This window comes from Enterobacter sp. BNK-8 (assembly GCF_048685095.1).
Taxonomy (GTDB): Bacteria; Pseudomonadota; Gammaproteobacteria; order Enterobacterales; family Enterobacteriaceae; genus Enterobacter; species Enterobacter quasiroggenkampii.
In genome coordinates, this window is record NZ_JBLQTN010000001.1 from 2030383 (window position 1) to 2047542 (window position 17160).

The 17160-nt window shown below is 58.4% G+C and carries 16 protein-coding genes; 13 read left to right on the forward strand and 3 right to left on the reverse strand.

All coding sequences use genetic code 11. From position 1 onward, the window contains the following. Positions 1–11 precede the first annotated feature (11 nt). Genes ACMGGU_RS09770 through ACMGGU_RS09790 form a run of 5 tightly spaced genes read left to right on the forward strand, consistent with a single transcriptional unit; the run spans position 12 to position 5388 of the window. A complete protein-coding gene (locus ACMGGU_RS09770; protein WP_223539018.1) occupies positions 12–1544 on the forward strand; it encodes an ABC transporter substrate-binding protein in 1533 nt (510 codons plus the stop codon). A gap of 23 nt (positions 1545–1567) precedes the next feature. Further along, complete coding sequence (locus ACMGGU_RS09775) at positions 1568–2590, forward strand: ABC transporter permease (RefSeq protein ID WP_023327529.1); 1023 nt, start codon at positions 1568–1570, stop codon at positions 2588–2590. Then, positions 2587–3480 (forward strand): D,D-dipeptide ABC transporter permease, encoded by an 894-nt coding sequence (gene ddpC / locus ACMGGU_RS09780; protein ID WP_395299316.1) that lies wholly within the window; start codon positions 2587–2589, stop codon positions 3478–3480. Before ACMGGU_RS09775 ends, ddpC begins: the two co-directional genes overlap by 4 nt. After that, positions 3480–4466, forward strand: coding sequence for an ABC transporter ATP-binding protein (locus ACMGGU_RS09785; RefSeq protein ID WP_420300491.1), 987 nt, complete (start codon positions 3480–3482; stop codon positions 4464–4466). Before ddpC ends, ACMGGU_RS09785 begins: the two co-directional genes overlap by 1 nt. Then, entirely contained in the window at positions 4459–5388 is a 930-nt protein-coding gene (locus tag ACMGGU_RS09790; protein ID WP_395299318.1) for an oligopeptide/dipeptide ABC transporter ATP-binding protein, read from the forward strand. Before ACMGGU_RS09785 ends, ACMGGU_RS09790 begins: the two co-directional genes overlap by 8 nt. On the opposite strand, the gene ACMGGU_RS09795 is transcribed toward ACMGGU_RS09790, so the two are convergent. Next, on the reverse strand, positions 5385–6134 hold the full coding sequence (locus ACMGGU_RS09795) for an SDR family NAD(P)-dependent oxidoreductase (protein WP_223539020.1): 750 nt from the start codon (positions 6132–6134) through the stop codon (positions 5385–5387). The two genes, ACMGGU_RS09790 and ACMGGU_RS09795, sit on opposite strands and share 4 nt — an antisense overlap. A gap of 115 nt (positions 6135–6249) precedes the next feature. Between ACMGGU_RS09795 and ACMGGU_RS09800 the strand changes: the two genes are divergently transcribed. Beyond that, complete coding sequence (locus ACMGGU_RS09800; RefSeq protein ID WP_045908779.1) at positions 6250–7155, forward strand: LysR family transcriptional regulator; 906 nt, start codon at positions 6250–6252, stop codon at positions 7153–7155. A gap of 23 nt (positions 7156–7178) precedes the next feature. Here ACMGGU_RS09800 and ACMGGU_RS09805 read toward each other — a convergent pair whose 3' ends face one another. Beyond that, positions 7179–7607, reverse strand: a complete 429-nt coding sequence (locus ACMGGU_RS09805) for an OsmC family protein (RefSeq protein ID WP_008501708.1) — start codon at positions 7605–7607, stop codon at positions 7179–7181. A gap of 75 nt (positions 7608–7682) precedes the next feature. Then, positions 7683–8564, reverse strand: a complete 882-nt coding sequence (locus tag ACMGGU_RS09810) for a LysR family transcriptional regulator (protein ID WP_223539021.1) — start codon at positions 8562–8564, stop codon at positions 7683–7685. 110 nt (positions 8565–8674) lie between these two features. On the opposite strand from ACMGGU_RS09810, the gene ACMGGU_RS09815 reads away from it, so the two are divergent. The 7 genes from ACMGGU_RS09815 (at position 8675) to ACMGGU_RS09845 (ending at position 17153) form a co-directional block, all read left to right on the forward strand. Next, positions 8675–9526, forward strand: a complete 852-nt coding sequence (locus ACMGGU_RS09815; RefSeq protein WP_048223329.1) for a Vmh family MBL fold metallo-hydrolase — start codon at positions 8675–8677, stop codon at positions 9524–9526. Positions 9527–9758: 232 nt separating this feature from the next. After that, entirely contained in the window at positions 9759–9974 is a 216-nt protein-coding gene (bdm, locus tag ACMGGU_RS09820) for a biofilm-dependent modulation protein (protein WP_013096534.1), read from the forward strand. Positions 9975–10069: 95 nt separating this feature from the next. Then, on the forward strand, positions 10070–10207 hold the full coding sequence (sra, locus tag ACMGGU_RS09825) for a stationary-phase-induced ribosome-associated protein (RefSeq protein WP_008501714.1): 138 nt from the start codon (positions 10070–10072) through the stop codon (positions 10205–10207). Positions 10208–10383: 176 nt separating this feature from the next. Next, on the forward strand, positions 10384–12081 hold the full coding sequence (locus ACMGGU_RS09830; RefSeq protein WP_008501715.1) for an NAD-dependent malic enzyme: 1698 nt from the start codon (positions 10384–10386) through the stop codon (positions 12079–12081). 382 nt (positions 12082–12463) lie between these two features. Further along, positions 12464–14176, forward strand: a complete 1713-nt coding sequence (locus tag ACMGGU_RS09835) for an ABC-F family ATP-binding cassette domain-containing protein (protein ID WP_395299319.1) — start codon at positions 12464–12466, stop codon at positions 14174–14176. Between the two features lie 196 nt (positions 14177–14372). Further along, on the forward strand, positions 14373–15383 hold the full coding sequence (adhP, locus tag ACMGGU_RS09840) for an alcohol dehydrogenase AdhP (protein ID WP_008501719.1): 1011 nt from the start codon (positions 14373–14375) through the stop codon (positions 15381–15383). Positions 15384–15533: 150 nt separating this feature from the next. Next, positions 15534–17153 carry a TIGR04028 family ABC transporter substrate-binding protein gene (locus ACMGGU_RS09845; RefSeq protein WP_223539023.1) on the forward strand — a complete coding sequence of 540 codons (1620 nt, stop codon included), beginning with the start codon at positions 15534–15536 and terminating at the stop codon, positions 17151–17153. Positions 17154–17160: the final 7 nt, after the last annotated feature.

Here is a 17160-nt window from a genome sequence, read left to right on the forward strand (position 1 = left end):
GGAGCACTGCCATGAAAACATCGCTTCTCTCGACCGTCATTGCCGCCACGCTGGCCCTGAGTGCACCGCTGGCGCTGGCTGCCGTCCCGAAAGACATGCTTGTCATCGGGAAAGCCGCCGACCCGCAAACGCTCGATCCGGCCATCACTATTGATAACAACGACTGGACCGTCACCTATCCGTCCTACCAGCGTCTGGTCAAGTACAAGCCAGGCTCTACCGAGGTGGAAGGCGATCTGTCGACGGGCTGGAAAGCCTCCGACGACCAGAAAGAGTGGACCTTCACCCTGGCGGATAACGCCAAATTCTCCGACGGCACGCCGGTCACCGCCGAGGCGGTCAAACTCTCCTTCGAACGCCTGCTGAAGCTCAGCCAGGGGCCGTCTGAAGCCTTTCCAAAAGATCTGAAAATTGATGCCGTTGATGACCATACGGTGAAATTCACCCTCAGCCAGCCGTTCGCGCCTTTCCTCTACACCCTGGCGAACGACGGCGCCTCCATCATTAACCCTGCGGTGCTGAAGGCCAATGCCGCGGACGACGCGCGCGGCTATCTGGCGCAAAACACCGCTGGCTCCGGGCCGTTTATGCTGAAGAGCTGGCAGAAAGGCCAGCAGCTGGTGCTGGTGCCAAACCCGCACTGGTCGGGCGACAAGCCGCATTTCAAGCGCGTCTCGGTGAAAATTATCGGTGAGAGCGCGTCGCGCCGTCTGCAGCTTTCCCGCGGTGACCTGGACATTGCCGACTCCCTGCCGGTCGATCAGCTGTCGGCCCTGAAGCAGGAAGGGAAAGTCGCCGTCGCCGAATACCCGTCTCTGCGCGTGACCTATCTCTACCTCAACAACAGCAAAGCGCCGCTCAATCAGGTCGATTTACGCCGCGCGGTCTCCTGGGCGACGGACTATCAGGGGATGGTGAAAGGCATTCTGAGCGGCAACGGCAAGCAGATGCGCGGCCCGATCCCGGAAGGCATGTGGGGATTTGATGACACGGCAATGCAGTACAGCCTCGACGAGGCCAAAGCCAAAGCGGCCCTGGAGAAGGTTAAAGACAAGCCCGCCAGCCTGACCTTCCTCTACTCTGACAACGATCCGAACTGGGAGCCTATCGCGCTCTCAACGCAGGCCAGCCTTGGCAAGATCGGCATTAACGTCAAGCTGGAAAAACTGGCCAACGCCACCATGCGTGACCGCGTCGGCAAAGGCGATTACGACATTGCCATCGGCAACTGGAGTCCGGATTTTGCCGACCCGTACATGTTCATGAACTACTGGTTCGAATCGGACAAGAAAGGGCTGCCGGGCAACCGCTCGTTCTATGAGAACAAAGAGGTCGATTCCCTGCTGCAGGCCGCGCTGAAAACCACCGACCAGGCGGAACGCACCAAAGATTACCAGCAGGCGCAAAAGGTAGTCATCGACGAGGCGGCCTACGTTTATCTGTTCCAGAAGAACTACCAACTGGCGATGAACAAAGAGGTCAAAGGCTTCACCTTTAATCCGATGCTCGAGCAGGTGTTCAACATCGCCACTATGAGTAAATAACGGTTCTCGCCGGGGGAAAGGGTATGACGTTCTGGAGCATCGTGCGCCAGCGCTGCTGGGGGTTACTCCTGGTGGTGGCCGGTGTCTGTATTATCACTTTTATTATTTCGCACCTGATCCCCGGCGATCCGGCCCGTCTCCTGGCCGGGGACCGCGCCAGCGACGACATCGTGCAGAACATCCGCCAGCAGCTGGGGCTGGATCAGCCGCTGTACGTTCAGTTTGGCCGCTACGTGGACGCCCTGGCCCACGGTGATTTAGGCACCTCCATCCGGACCGGACGTCCTGTTGCGGAAGACCTGAAGGCTTTTTTCCCCGCCACGCTGGAGCTGGCCTTTTGTTCCTTGCTGCTGGCGCTGGTCATCGGCGTGCCGCTGGGAATTTTGTCAGCGGTGTACCGCAACCGCTGGCTGGATCACCTGGTGCGTTTAATGGCGATGACCGGGATCTCAACCCCGGCCTTCTGGCTTGGGCTGGGCGTCATTGTGCTGTTCTATGGGCACCTGCAGATCCTGCCGGGCGGCGGCAGGCTGGACGACTGGCTCGACCCACCTGCCCACGTCACCGGCTTTTATCTGCTGGATGCCCTGCTGGAAGGTAACGGAGAGGTCTTTTTCAATGCGCTGCAGCACCTGATTTTGCCCTCGCTGACGCTGGCGTTTGTTCACCTGGGCATCGTGGCGCGTCAGGTCAGGTCCGCGATGCTGGAGCAGCTTAGCGAAGATTACATTCGCACCGCCCGCGCCAGCGGCCTGCCCGGCTGGTATATCGTCCTGCGCTACGCCCTGCCGAATGCGATGATCCCATCGATTACCGTGCTCGGGCTGGCGCTGGGCGATCTGCTGTACGGCGCCGTGCTGACCGAAACCGTCTTTGCCTGGCCGGGCATGGGGGCCTGGGTGGTGACATCCATTCAGGCGCTCGATTTCCCTGCCGTGATGGGCTTTGCCGTCGTTGTTTCGCTGGCCTACGTGCTGGTTAATCTGGTGGTCGATCTGCTTTACCTGTGGATTGACCCGCGAATTGGGCGCGGAGGTGCCGAATGATGTTAACGCAGGAAACGCCCGTCCCGGTTAAACCCGTCAGACAACGCATCAACTGGGCAAAGCTGTTCTGGATGCTGCGTCAAAGCCCGCTCACGATCGTTGGTGGCGTCATTATGCTTGTGATGCTTTTCATTATGGTGGCCGCACCGTGGATCGTGCCGCACGACCCGAACGCGCTGGATCTGACCGCGCGCCTGAAGGCGCCGTCTGCGCAGCACTGGTTTGGTACCGACGAGGTGGGCCGCGATCTGTTCAGCCGCGTGCTGGCGGGCAGCCAGCAGTCCATTACCGCCGGACTGGCGGTGGTGGTGATCGCGGGCGGCATCGGTTCGCTGCTGGGCTGTCTGTCCGGCGTGCTGGGCGGGCGCGGCGACGCCGTCATCATGCGGGTGATGGACATTATGCTCTCGATACCTTCCCTGGTGCTGACCATGGCGCTGGCCGCCGCGCTCGGGCCGAGCCTGTTTAACGCCATGCTGGCGATTGCGATTGTCCGCATTCCGTTTTACGTCCGCCTGGCACGCGGCCAAACCCTGGTGGTACGCCAGTTTACCTACGTGCAGGCCGCCCGCACCTTTGGCGCCTCCCGCTGGCATTTGATCCGCTGGCACATCCTGCGCAACGCCCTGCCGCCGCTGATCGTGCAGGCGTCGCTGGACATCGGCAGCGCCATCCTGATGGCCGCCACGCTGGGGTTTATTGGCCTGGGGGCGCAGCAGCCGACCGCCGAATGGGGCGCGATGGTGGCCGTCGGCCGTAACTACGTTCTGGACCAGTGGTGGTACTGCGCGTTTCCCGGTGCGGCGATTTTGATAACCGCCGTGGGCTTTAACCTGTTTGGCGACGGTATCCGCGATCTGCTGGATCCGAAATCGGGAGGTAAACAGTGATGACCGATCCGGTACTCAAGATTGAAGACCTGCATCTGAGCTTCCCGATTTTCCGCTGCGAGGTCCACGCGCTGAACCACGTCTCGCTGGAGATCGGCAGGGGTGAAATTGTCGGCGTGGTGGGCGAATCCGGTTCGGGTAAATCGGTGACCGCCATGCTCGCCATGCGGCTGCTGCCGGAAGGCAGCTACCGTATTCATCATGGTCAGGTGAAATTACTCGGCGAAAATGTCCTGACGGCGTCCGAGAAACAGCTTCGCCAGTGGCGCGGCGCAAAGGTCGCGATGATTTTTCAGGAGCCCATGACCGCCCTCAACCCGACGCGGCGAATTGGCAAACAGATGGTCGAGGTGATCCGCCAGCATCAGCCGCTTTCCCGGCATGAGGCGCAGCAGAAGGCGATTACCCTGCTGGAAGAGATGCAAATCCCGGATGCGAAAGCGGTCATGGCGCGCTATCCGTTTGAGCTGTCCGGCGGGATGCGCCAGCGGGTGATGATCGCCCTTGCCTTCTCCTGCGAGCCGGAGCTGATTATCGCCGACGAACCGACCACCGCGCTGGACGTCACCGTCCAGCTGCAGGTGCTGCGCCTGCTGAAGCACAAGGCGCGGGCCAGCGGCACTTCGGTGCTGTTTATCAGCCACGATATGGCTGTGGTGTCCCAGCTCTGCGACAGAATGTACGTGATGTATGCGGGCAGCGTGATCGAGAGCGGTGCCACGCAAACGCTGATCCACCAGCCTGTACATCCCTATTCCATTGGCCTGCTGCAGTGCGCGCCGGAAAACGGCCAGCCGCGCGCCCCGCTTCCCGCCATCCCCGGCACGGTCCCCAACCTCAGCCAGCTTCCGCAGGGATGCGCGTTCCGCGAGCGCTGCTTTGCCGCCGGGACGAAATGCAGCGAAACACCGCGCTTACAGCCCCATGGCGCAGAAGGCCAACAGGCTGCCTGCTGGTATCCACAACGGGAGAAAGCCCATGTCTGATGTACTGCTGGAACTGGATAGCGTGCACGTGAATTTTGCGGCACGTAAAAACTGGCTGGGCCGCGTGACGGAACAGGTCCACGCGCTCAACGGGCTCGACCTTAAAATCCGTCGGGGAGAGACGCTTGGCATTGTCGGGGAGTCCGGCTGCGGGAAAAGCACGCTGGCCCAACTGCTGATGGGCATGCTTAAACCCAGCATCGGCACCTGCCAGCGGGCGCACCATGCGGGCGGCATGCAGATGGTGTTTCAGGATCCGCTCTCTTCGCTCGACCCGCGCCTGCCGGTCTGGCGCATTATCACCGAGCCGGTGTGGGTACAAAAGCGCAGCAGCGAGCGCGAACGCCGTCAGCTGGCTGAAAACCTGGCGCTACAGGTGGGCATTCGCCCGGAGTATCTCGACCGGCTTCCGCACGCCTTCTCCGGCGGGCAGCGCCAGCGCATTGCCATCGCCCGGGCGCTCTCGTCCGATCCGGATATCATCGTGCTCGATGAACCCACCAGCGCACTGGATATCTCCGTGCAGGCGCAGATCCTCAACCTGCTGGTGACCCTGCAACAGCAGCGAAATCTTACCTACGTGTTGATCTCACATAACGTCTCGGTGGTCAGGCACATGAGCGACCGCGTGGCGGTGATGTACCTTGGGCAGATTGTGGAGCTGGGCAGCGCCGCTCAGGTGCTAGGGGAGCCGCGCCATCCTTACACTCGTCTGCTGCTCGATTCGGTTCCCCGCACCGGTGAACCGCTGGATGAGACGCTGGCCTTACGCAAAACGGAGCTTCCCGGCAACCGTCATCTGCCCGAAGGCTGTTTTTTCCGTGACCGATGCCCGATGGCCGCGCAGGGGTGCGAACGTCCTCAGCCGTTACAGCCCTCTCGCGAGGGCCGTGATGTCCGCTGCTGGCGCAGTCTGGGTTAAATTTGCGCCATCCCACCGTCCACGAACAGCTCGGTGGCGTTAATAAAGCTGGCCGCGTCGGAGGCCAGAAACGCCACCGCTTTACCCACCTCACCCGGCGCGCCTAAACGGCCGAGCGGCACCTGTGCGGCCAGCGCGTCGTACAGCCCCTGACGATGTTCTTCCGGCACCAGATCGCCGAGGCCAGGGGTTTTGATCGGCCCCGGGCTTACCACGTTGACGCGGATCCCACGGCCCTGCAAATCCAGCGCCCAGGAGCGGGCAAAGTTGCGCACGGCGGCCTTGCTGGCGCTGTAGACGCTAAAGTTTGCCGTCCCTTTAATGGACACCGTCGAGCCGGTCAGAATAATCGAGGATCCGGCGGACAGCAGCGGCAGCGCCTTCTGTACCGTAAACAGCACCCCGCGGACGTTGGTGCCGAAAATCCGGTCAAATTGCTCTTCGGTTATCGCGCCCAGCGGCAGCATATCGCCGCCACCCGCATTGGCGAACAGAATATCGAGGCGGCCTTCTTCTTTGGCTATCCGGGCATAGACCTCGTCCAGGTCCGCCAGTTTTGACACGTCAGCGCGAATGCCCACTGCCGTTGAAGCGATTTCAGCCACCGCCGCGTCCAGCTCGGCCTGACGTCGTCCGGTGACGTACACCTTCGCGCCCTGTGCAGCAAGCTCCTGCGCCGTGGCAAGACCGATGCCGGTGCTGCCGCCGGTGACCAGTGCGATTTTTCCTGAGAGAGTCGTGTTCATGTCATTTACCTTTTGTTGGGTTTGCGTTGGACAAACTTTAGCCCTTGCCGGATTAGTGAAAAACCGGCAAAAATGAAAATGACTATTCACACACAGAAATAATCAGGGGAGCCGAATGGACCAGCTAATGGCGATGCGCGCTTTTACCCGGGTGGTGGAAACCGGCAGCTTTACCCGCGCGGCGGACTCGCTGAACATGCCCATTGCCACCCTGAGCAAGCTGGTGAAAGCGCTTGAGTCGCATCTTGAGATACGTCTCCTGCACCGGACGACTCGCCGGGTGGTCGCGACGCCGGAAGGGGCGGATTACTATGAAAAAGCGCTCAGGGTCTTGATAGATATCGAAGATATCGACACCGCGTTTCGCGTTTCCCGCGCGACGCCCAAAGGGCATTTGCGGGTTGACGTGGGCGGCTCCACCGCTCGGGACGTGCTTATTCCCCTGCTGCCGGATTTTATGCAGCGTTATCCGGAAATCCGCATCGACCTTGGGGTAGCCGATCGTCCGGTGGATCTTATCAGCGGTAACGTAGACTGCGTCATCCGCGGCGGCCCGCTGAACGACTCGACCCTCATCGCCCGCCATATTGGCAACGCCGAAATGGTCACCTGCGCGACGCCGGGTTACCTGAAACACCATGGCGTTCCGGCCTATCCGCAGGAGCTGTGCAACGGCCACAAGCTCATTAGCTACCTCTCGCCCGTCACCGGGCGGGCATTTCCGTTTCGCTTCAGAGAGAACGGCGAGACGCTGGAAATCAATATTCCGCATTTTCTCGGCGTAAACGAAAGTAATGCCCATCTGGCGGCTGCCGCAGCGGGATTGGGGATCGTTCAGACGTTTGAGTATTCGGCAAATGCGTATTTACAGGCGGGTACGCTGACGGCGATCCTGAGCGACTGGCGCCCTGCCGCCTATCCGTTTCATGTGGTTTACCCTCAGAACCGGCATCTGACGCACCGTCTTAAGGTGTTTATTGCGTGGCTGGCGGAGGTGTTTCCCGCCGCACTGAAGGGATAGCCGGGCGCAAACCCGGCAGGGAGTTAATTTAGCGTGTAGTCCAGGGTAATCTCGGCTTTCAGAAGCTGCGAAACCGGGCATCCCGCTTTCGCTTTCTGAATGATACCGTCGAACTGCTGTGGGGCGATGCCCGGGACGGTCACCTTGCTTTTCAGGGCAACCTTCGTAATCGCAAAGCCGCCGTCGGTTTTATCCAGAGAGACGTCCGCGGTGGTATCAATAGCGTCAGCGGTATAGCCCGCTTCCCCGAGCATCAGCGACAGCGCCATCGAAAAACAGGCCGCATGTGCCGCGCCGATCAGTTCTTCCGGGTTGGTCCCCTTTTCACCCTCAAAGCGGGTATTGAAACCATAAGGCTGCTGATTGAGAACGCCGCTCTCGGTGGAAACCGTCCCTTTACCGCGCTTAATGTCGCCAGACCAGTGTGCCGAACCGTGCTTATGAATAGTCATTCTTGCTCTCCTTTTGGCTTACAAAGGGTTAAGTATAGAAGGCTGTCCGGATTTTGCGGGCAAGACAGACGAGTCTTAGTCACTGAGTAAATGGTGCGCCAGCGCGTCGAGGAACACGCGCAGCGCGGCAGGCTGGTATTCCCGTGACTGATAAATGCCATGGATGGCAAGCGGTTTCGGCTCCAGCGCCTCCAGTATCGGTACCAGGAATCCCTGATCCAGCGCGGCACGCGCCTCGCGCTCCGGCAGCATGGCAATACCACAGTGCTTAATAGCCGCGTCCATCAACAGCGAAGAGATGCTGGCGCTCAGGTTGCCGCTGACGGCCACGCTCAGGCTTTCACCTTCCGGCGTCAGGAAGTGCCAGGACTGCCCGGCAAAAAAGCTGTAGTGCAGGCAGTTATGCCGGGCTAGTTCTTCGGGAAAGACGGGAATACCGTGCTGTGCCAGATACTCCGGCGAGGCGCAAAGCACCGAGCGGCACTCCCCCAGCCGGCGGGCAATCATGCCGGGTTCAGGGTTATCGGTAATACGTACGGCGACATCAATGCGCTCTCCCACCAGGCTGACCGGGTGGTTGTTCACGTCCAGCTCAATGCGCAGCTGCGGGTAGCGCGAGAGCAGACCGGGCAGCACCGGCGCAATCAGGTGCATCGCGGTAAAGTGCGCGCAGGCCACCCGCAGGGTGCCGGACGGCAGATCTTTTTCAGACTGGCCTTCAATTTCCTGAGAGATCTGCGAGAGCGTCCGCGTTTTTTGCAGCACCTTTTCCCCTGCCGCAGTCAGCGTCAGCTTGCGCGTGGAGCGGTTTACCAGACGCGTCCCCGCCCACTTTTCCATCTGTTCAAGGTAGCGGCTCACCATCGGTCGGGAAATACCCAGCGCGCGGGCCGCCGCGCTCAAACTTCCCAGCTCGCATATCCGGTTGTAAACCTGGGCGGCAATAACGCGATCCATATCAACTCCATCTGCTCGATTTATGAAACTAAGCATGTCCTGTTTCAGGAATTCTGGCAAATGCGAATATCCGTACAATAGAGACATTCCTGAACAACAGAGACAACAGCATGAAATTCACCCACATAGCCCTGCTTTCCACGCTTTTCACTCCGGCTGTTTTTGCCGCACCGTTGAGCATTGATACCTATAACCCTCAGGAGAAAGGCATTTTCGCGGTCTCCTCCACGCTGGTTTCCGGCCCGAAAGAAGCGGTGCTGTTTGACGCGCAGTTTAGCGTGAAGGATGGCGAAGCGCTGGTAGAGAAAATTCGTCAAAGCGGTAAAACCCTGAACAAGATTGTGATCACCTCCGGCGATCCGGATTTCTATTTTGGCCTGCAGCCGCTGGTCAAAGCCTTCCCGAACGCCAAAGTGGTGGCCACGCAGCATGTGGTTGACCACATCAAGGCTACCAAAGACGCCAAGCTCGCCTTCTGGGGTCCGCAGATGAAAGACGGCGCGCCAACCGAGCTGGTCGTCCCGCAGGTGCTCGCCTCCACCACGTTTATGGTGGACGGAGAAAAGATCGATATCGAACAGCCTGACAGCTACGCGGCCTATGTGTGGATCCCGTCAGCGAAAACCATCCTCGGCGGCACCGGGGTAGCCTGGGGAATTCACGTCTGGACGGCAGACACCCAGACAGCGGAAAGCCGTAAGCAGTGGCAGGAAACGCTGGTGAATATGGCGGCGCACAAACCCGAGCGCGTCATCCCGGGTCACTATCTGGGCACCCCACCAGCCGGGACGGGGGCGATTGATTTTACCCGTGACTATCTCCAGCGCTTTGAAAAGGCCTTATCCGTTCATAAAGATTCTGCAGGCGTCATCAGCACCCTGAAAAAACAGTATCCGAACCTGGCTGAAGAGAGCTCGCTGGAATTAAGCGCTAAGGTGAATACCGGCGAAATGAAGTGGTAATGTAAACTCTGCTCCTGCTATATTTTCGTGATAGCAGGAGCACCGTCATAATATTCTCTCAACGCCACGTCGATTTACCCCCACATTTCAAAACCACACAAAAGCATACACTTATGTCATTTTTATTTCTAAGATGAATCTGAGCCACAACCGGGAAAATATTTGCCATTCTGTTTATGAATTAATTTTTTTGCGAGCCGTACCATTAAACAGACAACGACACGGAGGCAGCATGTTTACTTATTACCCGGCAAATACCGCAGCAGCACAACCTGAACTCGTTAACGCGATTGCACAGGGTCTTCACGCCGAGCACGGTGCTGTGACTGAAGATGACATTTTGATGGAACTGACCAAGTGGGTGGAATCCACAGATAATGACATCCTCAGTGACATCTACCAGCAGACCATTAACTACGTCGTCAGCGGGCAAAACGCACCCTTGTAAAAACCTGCTAAGCTGGATCTGCAACCTAAGGGGTTACATTTCGTTTGCGTAAGCAAACTGGTCCTTAAAACTATCAACAGGATTGAGGAGTTAATATGAAATCGAACCGTCAGGCACGCCATATTCTGGGACTGAATTACAAGCTTTCTAATCAGCGCAAAGTGGTGATTGAAGGCGACCACGAAACGCAAGTCACTCACGCCACCGGCAGAAAACGCCACGCGGGCAAGTAAGTTCCAGACTGAGATCCAGAACACCATCGGCAATCCCGATGGTGTTTTTGTTTATGTGTTGCGGTAATTAATATTTAGCTCCTTTATAATACCGCCGGACCGCACCCCATCGCACAGGCCAGAAAGATGACAAACAGCAGTGTCAGGGACGGATCTTCATAAAAAGAGTGAGTGACATGGACAACAAACTGAAAAAACATCGTTCCTTATACATCCCATATGCCGGACCGGTTTTACTCGAATTCCCCCTGCTCAACAAAGGCAGCGCCTTCAGCATGGAAGAGCGCAGCAGCTTTAACCTGCTGGGTTTACTGCCTGAAGTGGTTGAAACCATTGAAGAACAGGCAGAGCGCGCGTGGATCCAGTACCAGGGTTTCAAAACTGAAATCGACAAACACATCTACCTGCGCAACATTCAGGACACCAACGAAACCCTCTTCTATCGCCTGGTACAAAACCATCTTGAAGAGATGATGCCGGTGATCTACACCCCGACGGTGGGTGCCGCCTGCGAGCGTTTCTCAGAGATCTACCGTCGCTCCCGCGGGGTATTCATCTCTTATCAGAACCGTCACAACATGGACGATATTCTGCAGAACGTGCCTAACCACAATATCAAAGTGATTGTGGTGACTGACGGCGAACGTATTCTCGGCCTCGGCGACCAGGGCATTGGCGGGATGGGGATCCCAATCGGTAAGCTCTCACTCTACACCGCCTGCGGCGGCATCAGCCCGGCGTATACCCTGCCGGTAGTGCTGGACGTCGGCACCAACAACCAGCAGCTGCTCAACGACCCGCTCTATATGGGCTGGCGTCATCCGCGTATTACCGACGACGAGTACTATCAGTTTGTCGACGACTTCATCCAGGCCGTGAAGCACCGCTGGCCGGACGTGCTGCTGCAGTTTGAAGACTTTGCGCAGAAAAACGCGATGCCGCTGCTGAACCGCTATCGCGATGAGATCTGCTCCTTTAACGACGATATCCAGGGCACCGCAGCCGTCACGGTGGGTACGCTTATCGCCGCCAGCCGTGCAGCGGGAAGCCAGCTGAGCTACCAGAAAATCGTCTTCCTTGGCGCAGGCTCCGCAGGCTGCGGTATTGCCGAGCAGATTATCGCCCAGACGCAGCGCGAAGGCTTAAGCGAAGAGCTGGCCCGCTCCCGCGTCTTTATGGTGGACCGTTTCGGCCTGCTGACCGACGGCATGCCGAACCTTCTGCCATTCCAGACGAAGCTGGTGCAGAAACGCGAAAACCTGAAAAACTGGGATACCGACAACGAAGTCCTTTCCCTGCTGGACGTCGTGCGCAACGTGAAGCCGGATATTCTGATCGGCGTTTCCGGGCAAACCGGTCTCTTCACTGAAGAGATTATTCGCGAGATGCACAAGCACTGCGAGCGCCCTATCGTGATGCCGCTGTCTAACCCGACTTCCCGCGTGGAGGCGACGCCGCAGGACATCATCGCCTGGACCGAAGGTAACGCGCTGGTTGCGACCGGCAGCCCGTTCGATCCGGTGGTGTGGAAGGATAAAACCTATCCGATTGCCCAGTGCAACAACTCCTATATCTTCCCGGGCATTGGTCTGGGGGTGATTGCCTCCGGCGCGTCCCGAATCACCGACGAAATGCTGATGTCGGCGAGCGAAACCCTGGCGGGCCACTCGCCGCTGGTCAACGACGGCGAAGGTCTGGTTCTGCCTGAGCTGAAGGATATTCACAAGGTGTCGCGCGCTATCGCGTTTGCGGTGGGTAAAATGGCGCAGCAGCAGGGCGTGGCGGTGAAAACCTCTGCCGACGCGCTGCAGCAGGCCATCGACGACAACTTCTGGAAGCCTGAATACCGCAGCTATCGCCGTACGTCGATTTAATCCGCTCCGCCCGGTGGCGCTTCGCTTACCGGGCCTACGGGCTGGCTGTTTTCCCTCTCCCTGTGGGAGAGGGTCAGGGTGAGGGCAACAAACCGCACCATCGAATACCCACTAGCCAAACCCCTTTTCCCCCGCTACACTCCTTTCATCCATTAACCCACTGAATATATAAGGAGGCCAATTATGCTGTATCGTGAAATTTTCAATGTTTCACATACATTTGGTGATCGCACCAGCTCAAGCGTTATCGGTATCGTGCTGCGATAACTTCTGCTTGAGCGAAGACACCAACCCCTGAAATCCCTTCTCTCGGGCTTACTGAGTTATCGTCAGCGATGTTTGACGAGGCATAAACATGCCTGTAACTCTTGGGTAAGCAACAATGAGCACTTTACTCACTGCACAATCTTTACGCGTTGATACGGCGTTTAGCACGCTCTTCGACTCACTCTCCTTTACGCTGAAAAAAGGCGATCGCATTGGCCTGCTGGGCGACAACGGCTGCGGTAAAAGTACGCTGCTGAAGGTGCTGGACGGCACTGACTCCCCCGCCGCCGGAACGGTCTCGCTGGCCGGGCACTGCCTGATGGCACGCGTGGAGCAACATCTCCCGGGCGCTATTTTTCCGCTGACCATGCTGGATGCCGTCCTGGCCCAGTTGCCCTCAACTGAACGGGAAAGCCTGCGCTGGAAAGCCGAAACGCTGCTGGCAAGCATGGGCTTCACGCCGCAGGATACGATGCTGCAATCCGCCACGCTGAGCGGCGGACAGCACACCCGCCTGCTGCTGGCCCGGGCACTGATTCACGAGCCGGACCTGCTCCTGCTGGATGAACCCAGCAACCACCTGGACCTGCCGACCATGCTCTGGCTGGAACACTTCCTACAGAACTGGTCGGGCAGCTTTGTGCTGGTCTCGCATGACAGACAGCTACTGGATGCCGTCACCAACGGCAGCTGGATCCTGCGCGATAAAACGCTGCACTACTTTGCCCTTCCCTGTACGGCAGCACGCAAGGCGCTTGAAGCAAAAGATGAGAGCGATGCGCAGCGCCACAAGGCGGAGCAAAAGGAGATCGACCGCGTGACCGCCAGCGCGAAGCGGCTGGCGACCTGGGGCAAGGTTTACGACAACGAAGACCTGGCCCGAAAAGCCAAACAGATGGAAAAGCAGGTCGAACGGCTCAGGGAGAGCCAGACGGAACTCACGGCAGGTAGCCCGTGGACGCTAACCCTTCGCGGCGACGCGCTGCGGGCCGACCGTTTACTGGAGATGGAAAACCTTGACGTGCCCCCTGCTCCGGGCCTGCCTGCGTTGTTCAGCGTCGACGTTGCGCGGTTAAAAAGCGGCGATCGCGTGGCGATTGTCGGTCGTAACGGCTGCGGTAAATCGTCGCTGATGAAGCTTATCTGGCGACAGTTTACCGATGAACTGACCCACGACGGGTTGAAGCTGCACCCGCGCGTGTCGCCGGGCTATTACGACCAGACGCTGAATCAGCTGCCCGACAACGCCACGCTGCTCGACGCGCTGGAGCCTTTCGCTCCGGATCCGCAGAACCGCAAAATGGCCCTGATAAGCGCCGGTTTCCCGTGGGCGCGTCACGGACAAACGGTCAGCACGCTCAGCGGAGGCGAACGCTCGCGCCTGCTGTTCGTTGGCCTGACGCTTGCCCGCTATAGCCTGCTGATGCTGGATGAGCCTACCAACCACCTGGACATGGAAGGCAAAGAGGCGCTGGCGCACACCCTTCAGCAGTTCGAAGGCGGCGTCCTGCTGGTCAGCCATGACCGTCAGTTAATTAGCCAAAGCTGCAACCGTTTCTGGCTGATTGAAGAGGGAAAACTGAGCGAGTGGCACGATGCAGAAGCGGTGTTTGAGCGGCTGCGTGATCGCGCGGGGCTGGTCACATCCACTGCGCCTGACATCGCGGCGCCGACGGATCGCCCCTCGCCGTATGACGATCTGCTTGAACGCCTGGTCGCGCTGGAAACGCTGCTGGAAAACGATCTGGCGCGTAAGCCGAAGCATCAAAAGCCGCAGCTGCAGGCGCAATGGCGTAAAGAGATAGAGGAGATAGAAGCCCAGCTGTAAGTCTGCGCCCGGCGAGCGCCTCGCCGGGCCAGAATTTTCCCCCTTAATTATTAGAGGAACGCCGTATTCTTAATCTGAAATCGAATCAAATGATGACATTATGTTGCTGCAGCCTTGCATTACCAGGCTAATGTATTAATCCTTAAGAGGTACTACACCTGCTATGCAGATTCTTATCATGAACAAGGAGATACACATGAAGGCTGCTGTTGTCACTCAGGATCACCAGGTCAACGTTACCGAAAAAACCTTACGCCCGCTAAAGCATGGGGAAGCCCTGCTGAAGATGGAGTGCTGTGGCGTATGCCATACCGACCTCCACGTGAAGAACGGTGATTTCGGCGATAAAACCGGGGTCATCCTGGGCCATGAAGGGATTGGTATCGTTAAAGAAGTCGGCCCTGGCGTGAAGTCGCTGAAAGTCGGCGACCGCGCAAGCGTGGCCTGGTTCTTTGAAGGCTGCGGGCACTGCGAATACTGTAATTCCGGCAACGAAACCCTGTGCCGTGACGTGAAAAACGCCGGTTACTCCGTTGACGGCGGCATGGCGGAAGAGTGCATCGTCACCGCGGATTACGCGGTAAAAGTGCCGGACGGTCTGGATTCGGCGGCGGCCAGCAGCATTACCTGCGCGGGTGTCACCACCTACAAAGCAGTGAAGGTATCGGGTATTAAACCGGGCCAGTGGATTGCGATTTACGGTCTCGGCGGGTTGGGTAACCTCGCGCTGCAGTACGCCAAAAACGTCTTTAACGCCAAAGTCATCGCCCTTGACGTTAACGACGAACAGCTGAAGCTGGCGGCCAGCATGGGTGCGGATCTCACCATCAACTCCCGCAGCGAAGATGCCGCTAAAATTGTGCAGGAAAAAACCGGCGGCGCGCATGCCGCAGTCGTCACTGCCGTCGCAAAAGCCGCCTTCAACTCGGCGGTGGATGCCGTGCGTGCCGGTGGCCGCGTGGTCGCCGTTGGTCTGCCGCCGGAAGCGATGAGCCTCGACATTCCTCGCCTGGTGCTGGACGGCATTCAGGTGGTGGGTTCGCTGGTCGGTACCCGTCAGGATCTGCAGGAAGCGTTCCAGTTCGCCGCTGAAGGTAAAGTCGTGCCGAAAGTCACGATGCGCCCGATCGAGGACATCAACGCCATCTTCAAAGAGATGGAACAGGGCCAGATCCGTGGCCGTATGGTGATTGACCTGCGTTCATAATCACCCACCGTTCAATTACCGCTCCTGACAGGGGCGGTTTTTTTATAGCCATTTTCCGGCAATCCTTATCTTAATTCCTTTGTTCCCTTGTTTTCCCCTGCGCCCGATGATGAATCCGACGCTAACAAGAAGATAACAAAGGAATTCACCATGCAAACCCCATTTCGTCTGCCGCTGTTGACGGCGCTGATTCTGACGACCACCGCCGCCTGGTCCGCGGATGCGCCTGTTAAAGGCGGCACGCTGATTTATCTGGAGCAACAGGCGCACACCAACCTCTATCCGCCTGCCGGCGGCTTCTACCCGAACGGGGGCATTCTGAACCAGATTACCGACAAACTGACGTGGCAGAACCCAAAGACGCTGCAGGTCGAACCGTGGGTGGCCGAAAGCTGGACCACCAACGCCGATAAAACCGAATACACCTTCAAAATTCGCCCGGGGATCACCTTCTCCGACGGCACGCCGCTGGATGCTAACGCCGTGGCGAAAAACTTTGATACCTACGGTTTGGGCAACAAGGCGCAGCGCCTGCCGGTGTCAGAAGTGATCAATAACTACGATCGCAGCGAAGTGGTCGACCCGCTGACCGTGAAGTTCTACTTCAAAAAACCGTCACCGGGATTCCTGCAGGGCACCGCCACCATCGGGTCGGGCCTGGTCTCGCTCAGCACGCTCGAGCGCAATTTTGAAGAGCTGGGTGACGCCCGGCATATCATTGGCTCAGGCCCGTTTGTGGTGAAGGACGAGAAGCTGGGTCGCGAAGTGACGCTGGAAGCACGTAAGGACTACCAGTGGGGGCCCAAAAATCTGGCGCAACAGGGGCCAGCCAATCTTGATGGCATCAAGTTTATCGTGACTCAGGAAGACAGCGTGCGCGTCGGCGCCCTGCTGGCTGGTCAGGCCGACTTTATTCGCCAGGTGCAGGCGTATGACGAAAAGCAGGCGACCGATCAGGGCTATAAAATCTACGCCGCCCCGACCCGCGGGGTGAACGACAGCATTAGCTTCCGTCCGGATAACCCGCTGGTCTCCGATATTCGCGTGCGCCAGGCGCTGCTGCATGCCACCAATGCAAAACAGGTGGTTGAGACCCTCTTCTCGGCTAACTATCCGCAGGCGAAGTCGGTAATTGCCGATTCCGCCGCTGGCTTTGTCGATCTCAGCGACAAATTGTCCTTTGACCCGGCAAAAGCCAACCAGCTGCTGGACGAGGCAGGCTGGAAAGCAGGCAGCGACGGGATCCGCACCAAGGATGGACAGCGGCTGGCGCTGACGGTGTATGAATCCCTGCCGCAGCCACAAAATAAAGAGGTGCTGCAGCTGGTTGCCCAGCAGTGGCGTCAGGTGGGCGTGGCGCTGAACGTGAAAGCCGGCGACGCAGGCAGCCGCACGCTGGATAACCTTGATCCGCTGAAAACCCCGTTAACCGTCTCCGAAGTGGGCCGCGCCGATCCGGACGTGGTGAAAAGCATGTTCTACCCCGCTAACCGCGACGCCCTGCTGCAAAAAGGCGGCTCCAGCGACAAGGTCAAAAGCTTCCGTGACGACAAGCTGAATGCGCTGCTGGTGAATATCTCCTCAGAGGTTGATCCACAAAAACGCCTGCAGCTGACCGGCGATGCCCAGCGTTACCTGCTGGATAACGCCTACGTCATTCCGATTTTCGAAGAGCCGCAGGTCTTTGCCGGTGCGCCGTGGCTGAAAGGCGTCAATTTTGAAGCAGTCGGCCGCCCGTCGTTCTACGGCGCGTGGATAGAGAAACACTGAGGAGCTG

What these genes read in the sequence shown, in the direction of transcription:
- ACMGGU_RS09770 (WP_223539018.1), top strand. Translation starts at nt 12, where the DNA reads ATGAAAACATCGCTTCTCTCGACCGTCATTGCCGCCACGCTGGCCCTG.
- ACMGGU_RS09775 (WP_023327529.1), top strand. Translation starts at nt 1,568, where the DNA reads ATGACGTTCTGGAGCATCGTGCGCCAGCGCTGCTGGGGGTTACTCCTG.
- ddpC (WP_395299316.1), top strand. Translation starts at nt 2,587, where the DNA reads ATGATGTTAACGCAGGAAACGCCCGTCCCGGTTAAACCCGTCAGACAA.
- ACMGGU_RS09785 (WP_420300491.1), top strand. Translation starts at nt 3,480, where the DNA reads ATGACCGATCCGGTACTCAAGATTGAAGACCTGCATCTGAGCTTCCCG.
- ACMGGU_RS09790 (WP_395299318.1), top strand. Translation starts at nt 4,459, where the DNA reads ATGTCTGATGTACTGCTGGAACTGGATAGCGTGCACGTGAATTTTGCG.
- ACMGGU_RS09795 (WP_223539020.1), bottom strand. Translation starts at nt 6,134, where the DNA reads ATGAACACGACTCTCTCAGGAAAAATCGCACTGGTCACCGGCGGCAGC.
- ACMGGU_RS09800 (WP_045908779.1), top strand. Translation starts at nt 6,250, where the DNA reads ATGGACCAGCTAATGGCGATGCGCGCTTTTACCCGGGTGGTGGAAACC.
- ACMGGU_RS09805 (WP_008501708.1), bottom strand. Translation starts at nt 7,607, where the DNA reads ATGACTATTCATAAGCACGGTTCGGCACACTGGTCTGGCGACATTAAG.
- ACMGGU_RS09810 (WP_223539021.1), bottom strand. Translation starts at nt 8,564, where the DNA reads ATGGATCGCGTTATTGCCGCCCAGGTTTACAACCGGATATGCGAGCTG.
- ACMGGU_RS09815 (WP_048223329.1), top strand. Translation starts at nt 8,675, where the DNA reads ATGAAATTCACCCACATAGCCCTGCTTTCCACGCTTTTCACTCCGGCT.
- bdm (WP_013096534.1), top strand. Translation starts at nt 9,759, where the DNA reads ATGTTTACTTATTACCCGGCAAATACCGCAGCAGCACAACCTGAACTC.
- sra (WP_008501714.1), top strand. Translation starts at nt 10,070, where the DNA reads ATGAAATCGAACCGTCAGGCACGCCATATTCTGGGACTGAATTACAAG.
- ACMGGU_RS09830 (WP_008501715.1), top strand. Translation starts at nt 10,384, where the DNA reads ATGGACAACAAACTGAAAAAACATCGTTCCTTATACATCCCATATGCC.
- ACMGGU_RS09835 (WP_395299319.1), top strand. Translation starts at nt 12,464, where the DNA reads ATGAGCACTTTACTCACTGCACAATCTTTACGCGTTGATACGGCGTTT.
- adhP (WP_008501719.1), top strand. Translation starts at nt 14,373, where the DNA reads ATGAAGGCTGCTGTTGTCACTCAGGATCACCAGGTCAACGTTACCGAA.
- ACMGGU_RS09845 (WP_223539023.1), top strand. Translation starts at nt 15,534, where the DNA reads ATGCAAACCCCATTTCGTCTGCCGCTGTTGACGGCGCTGATTCTGACG.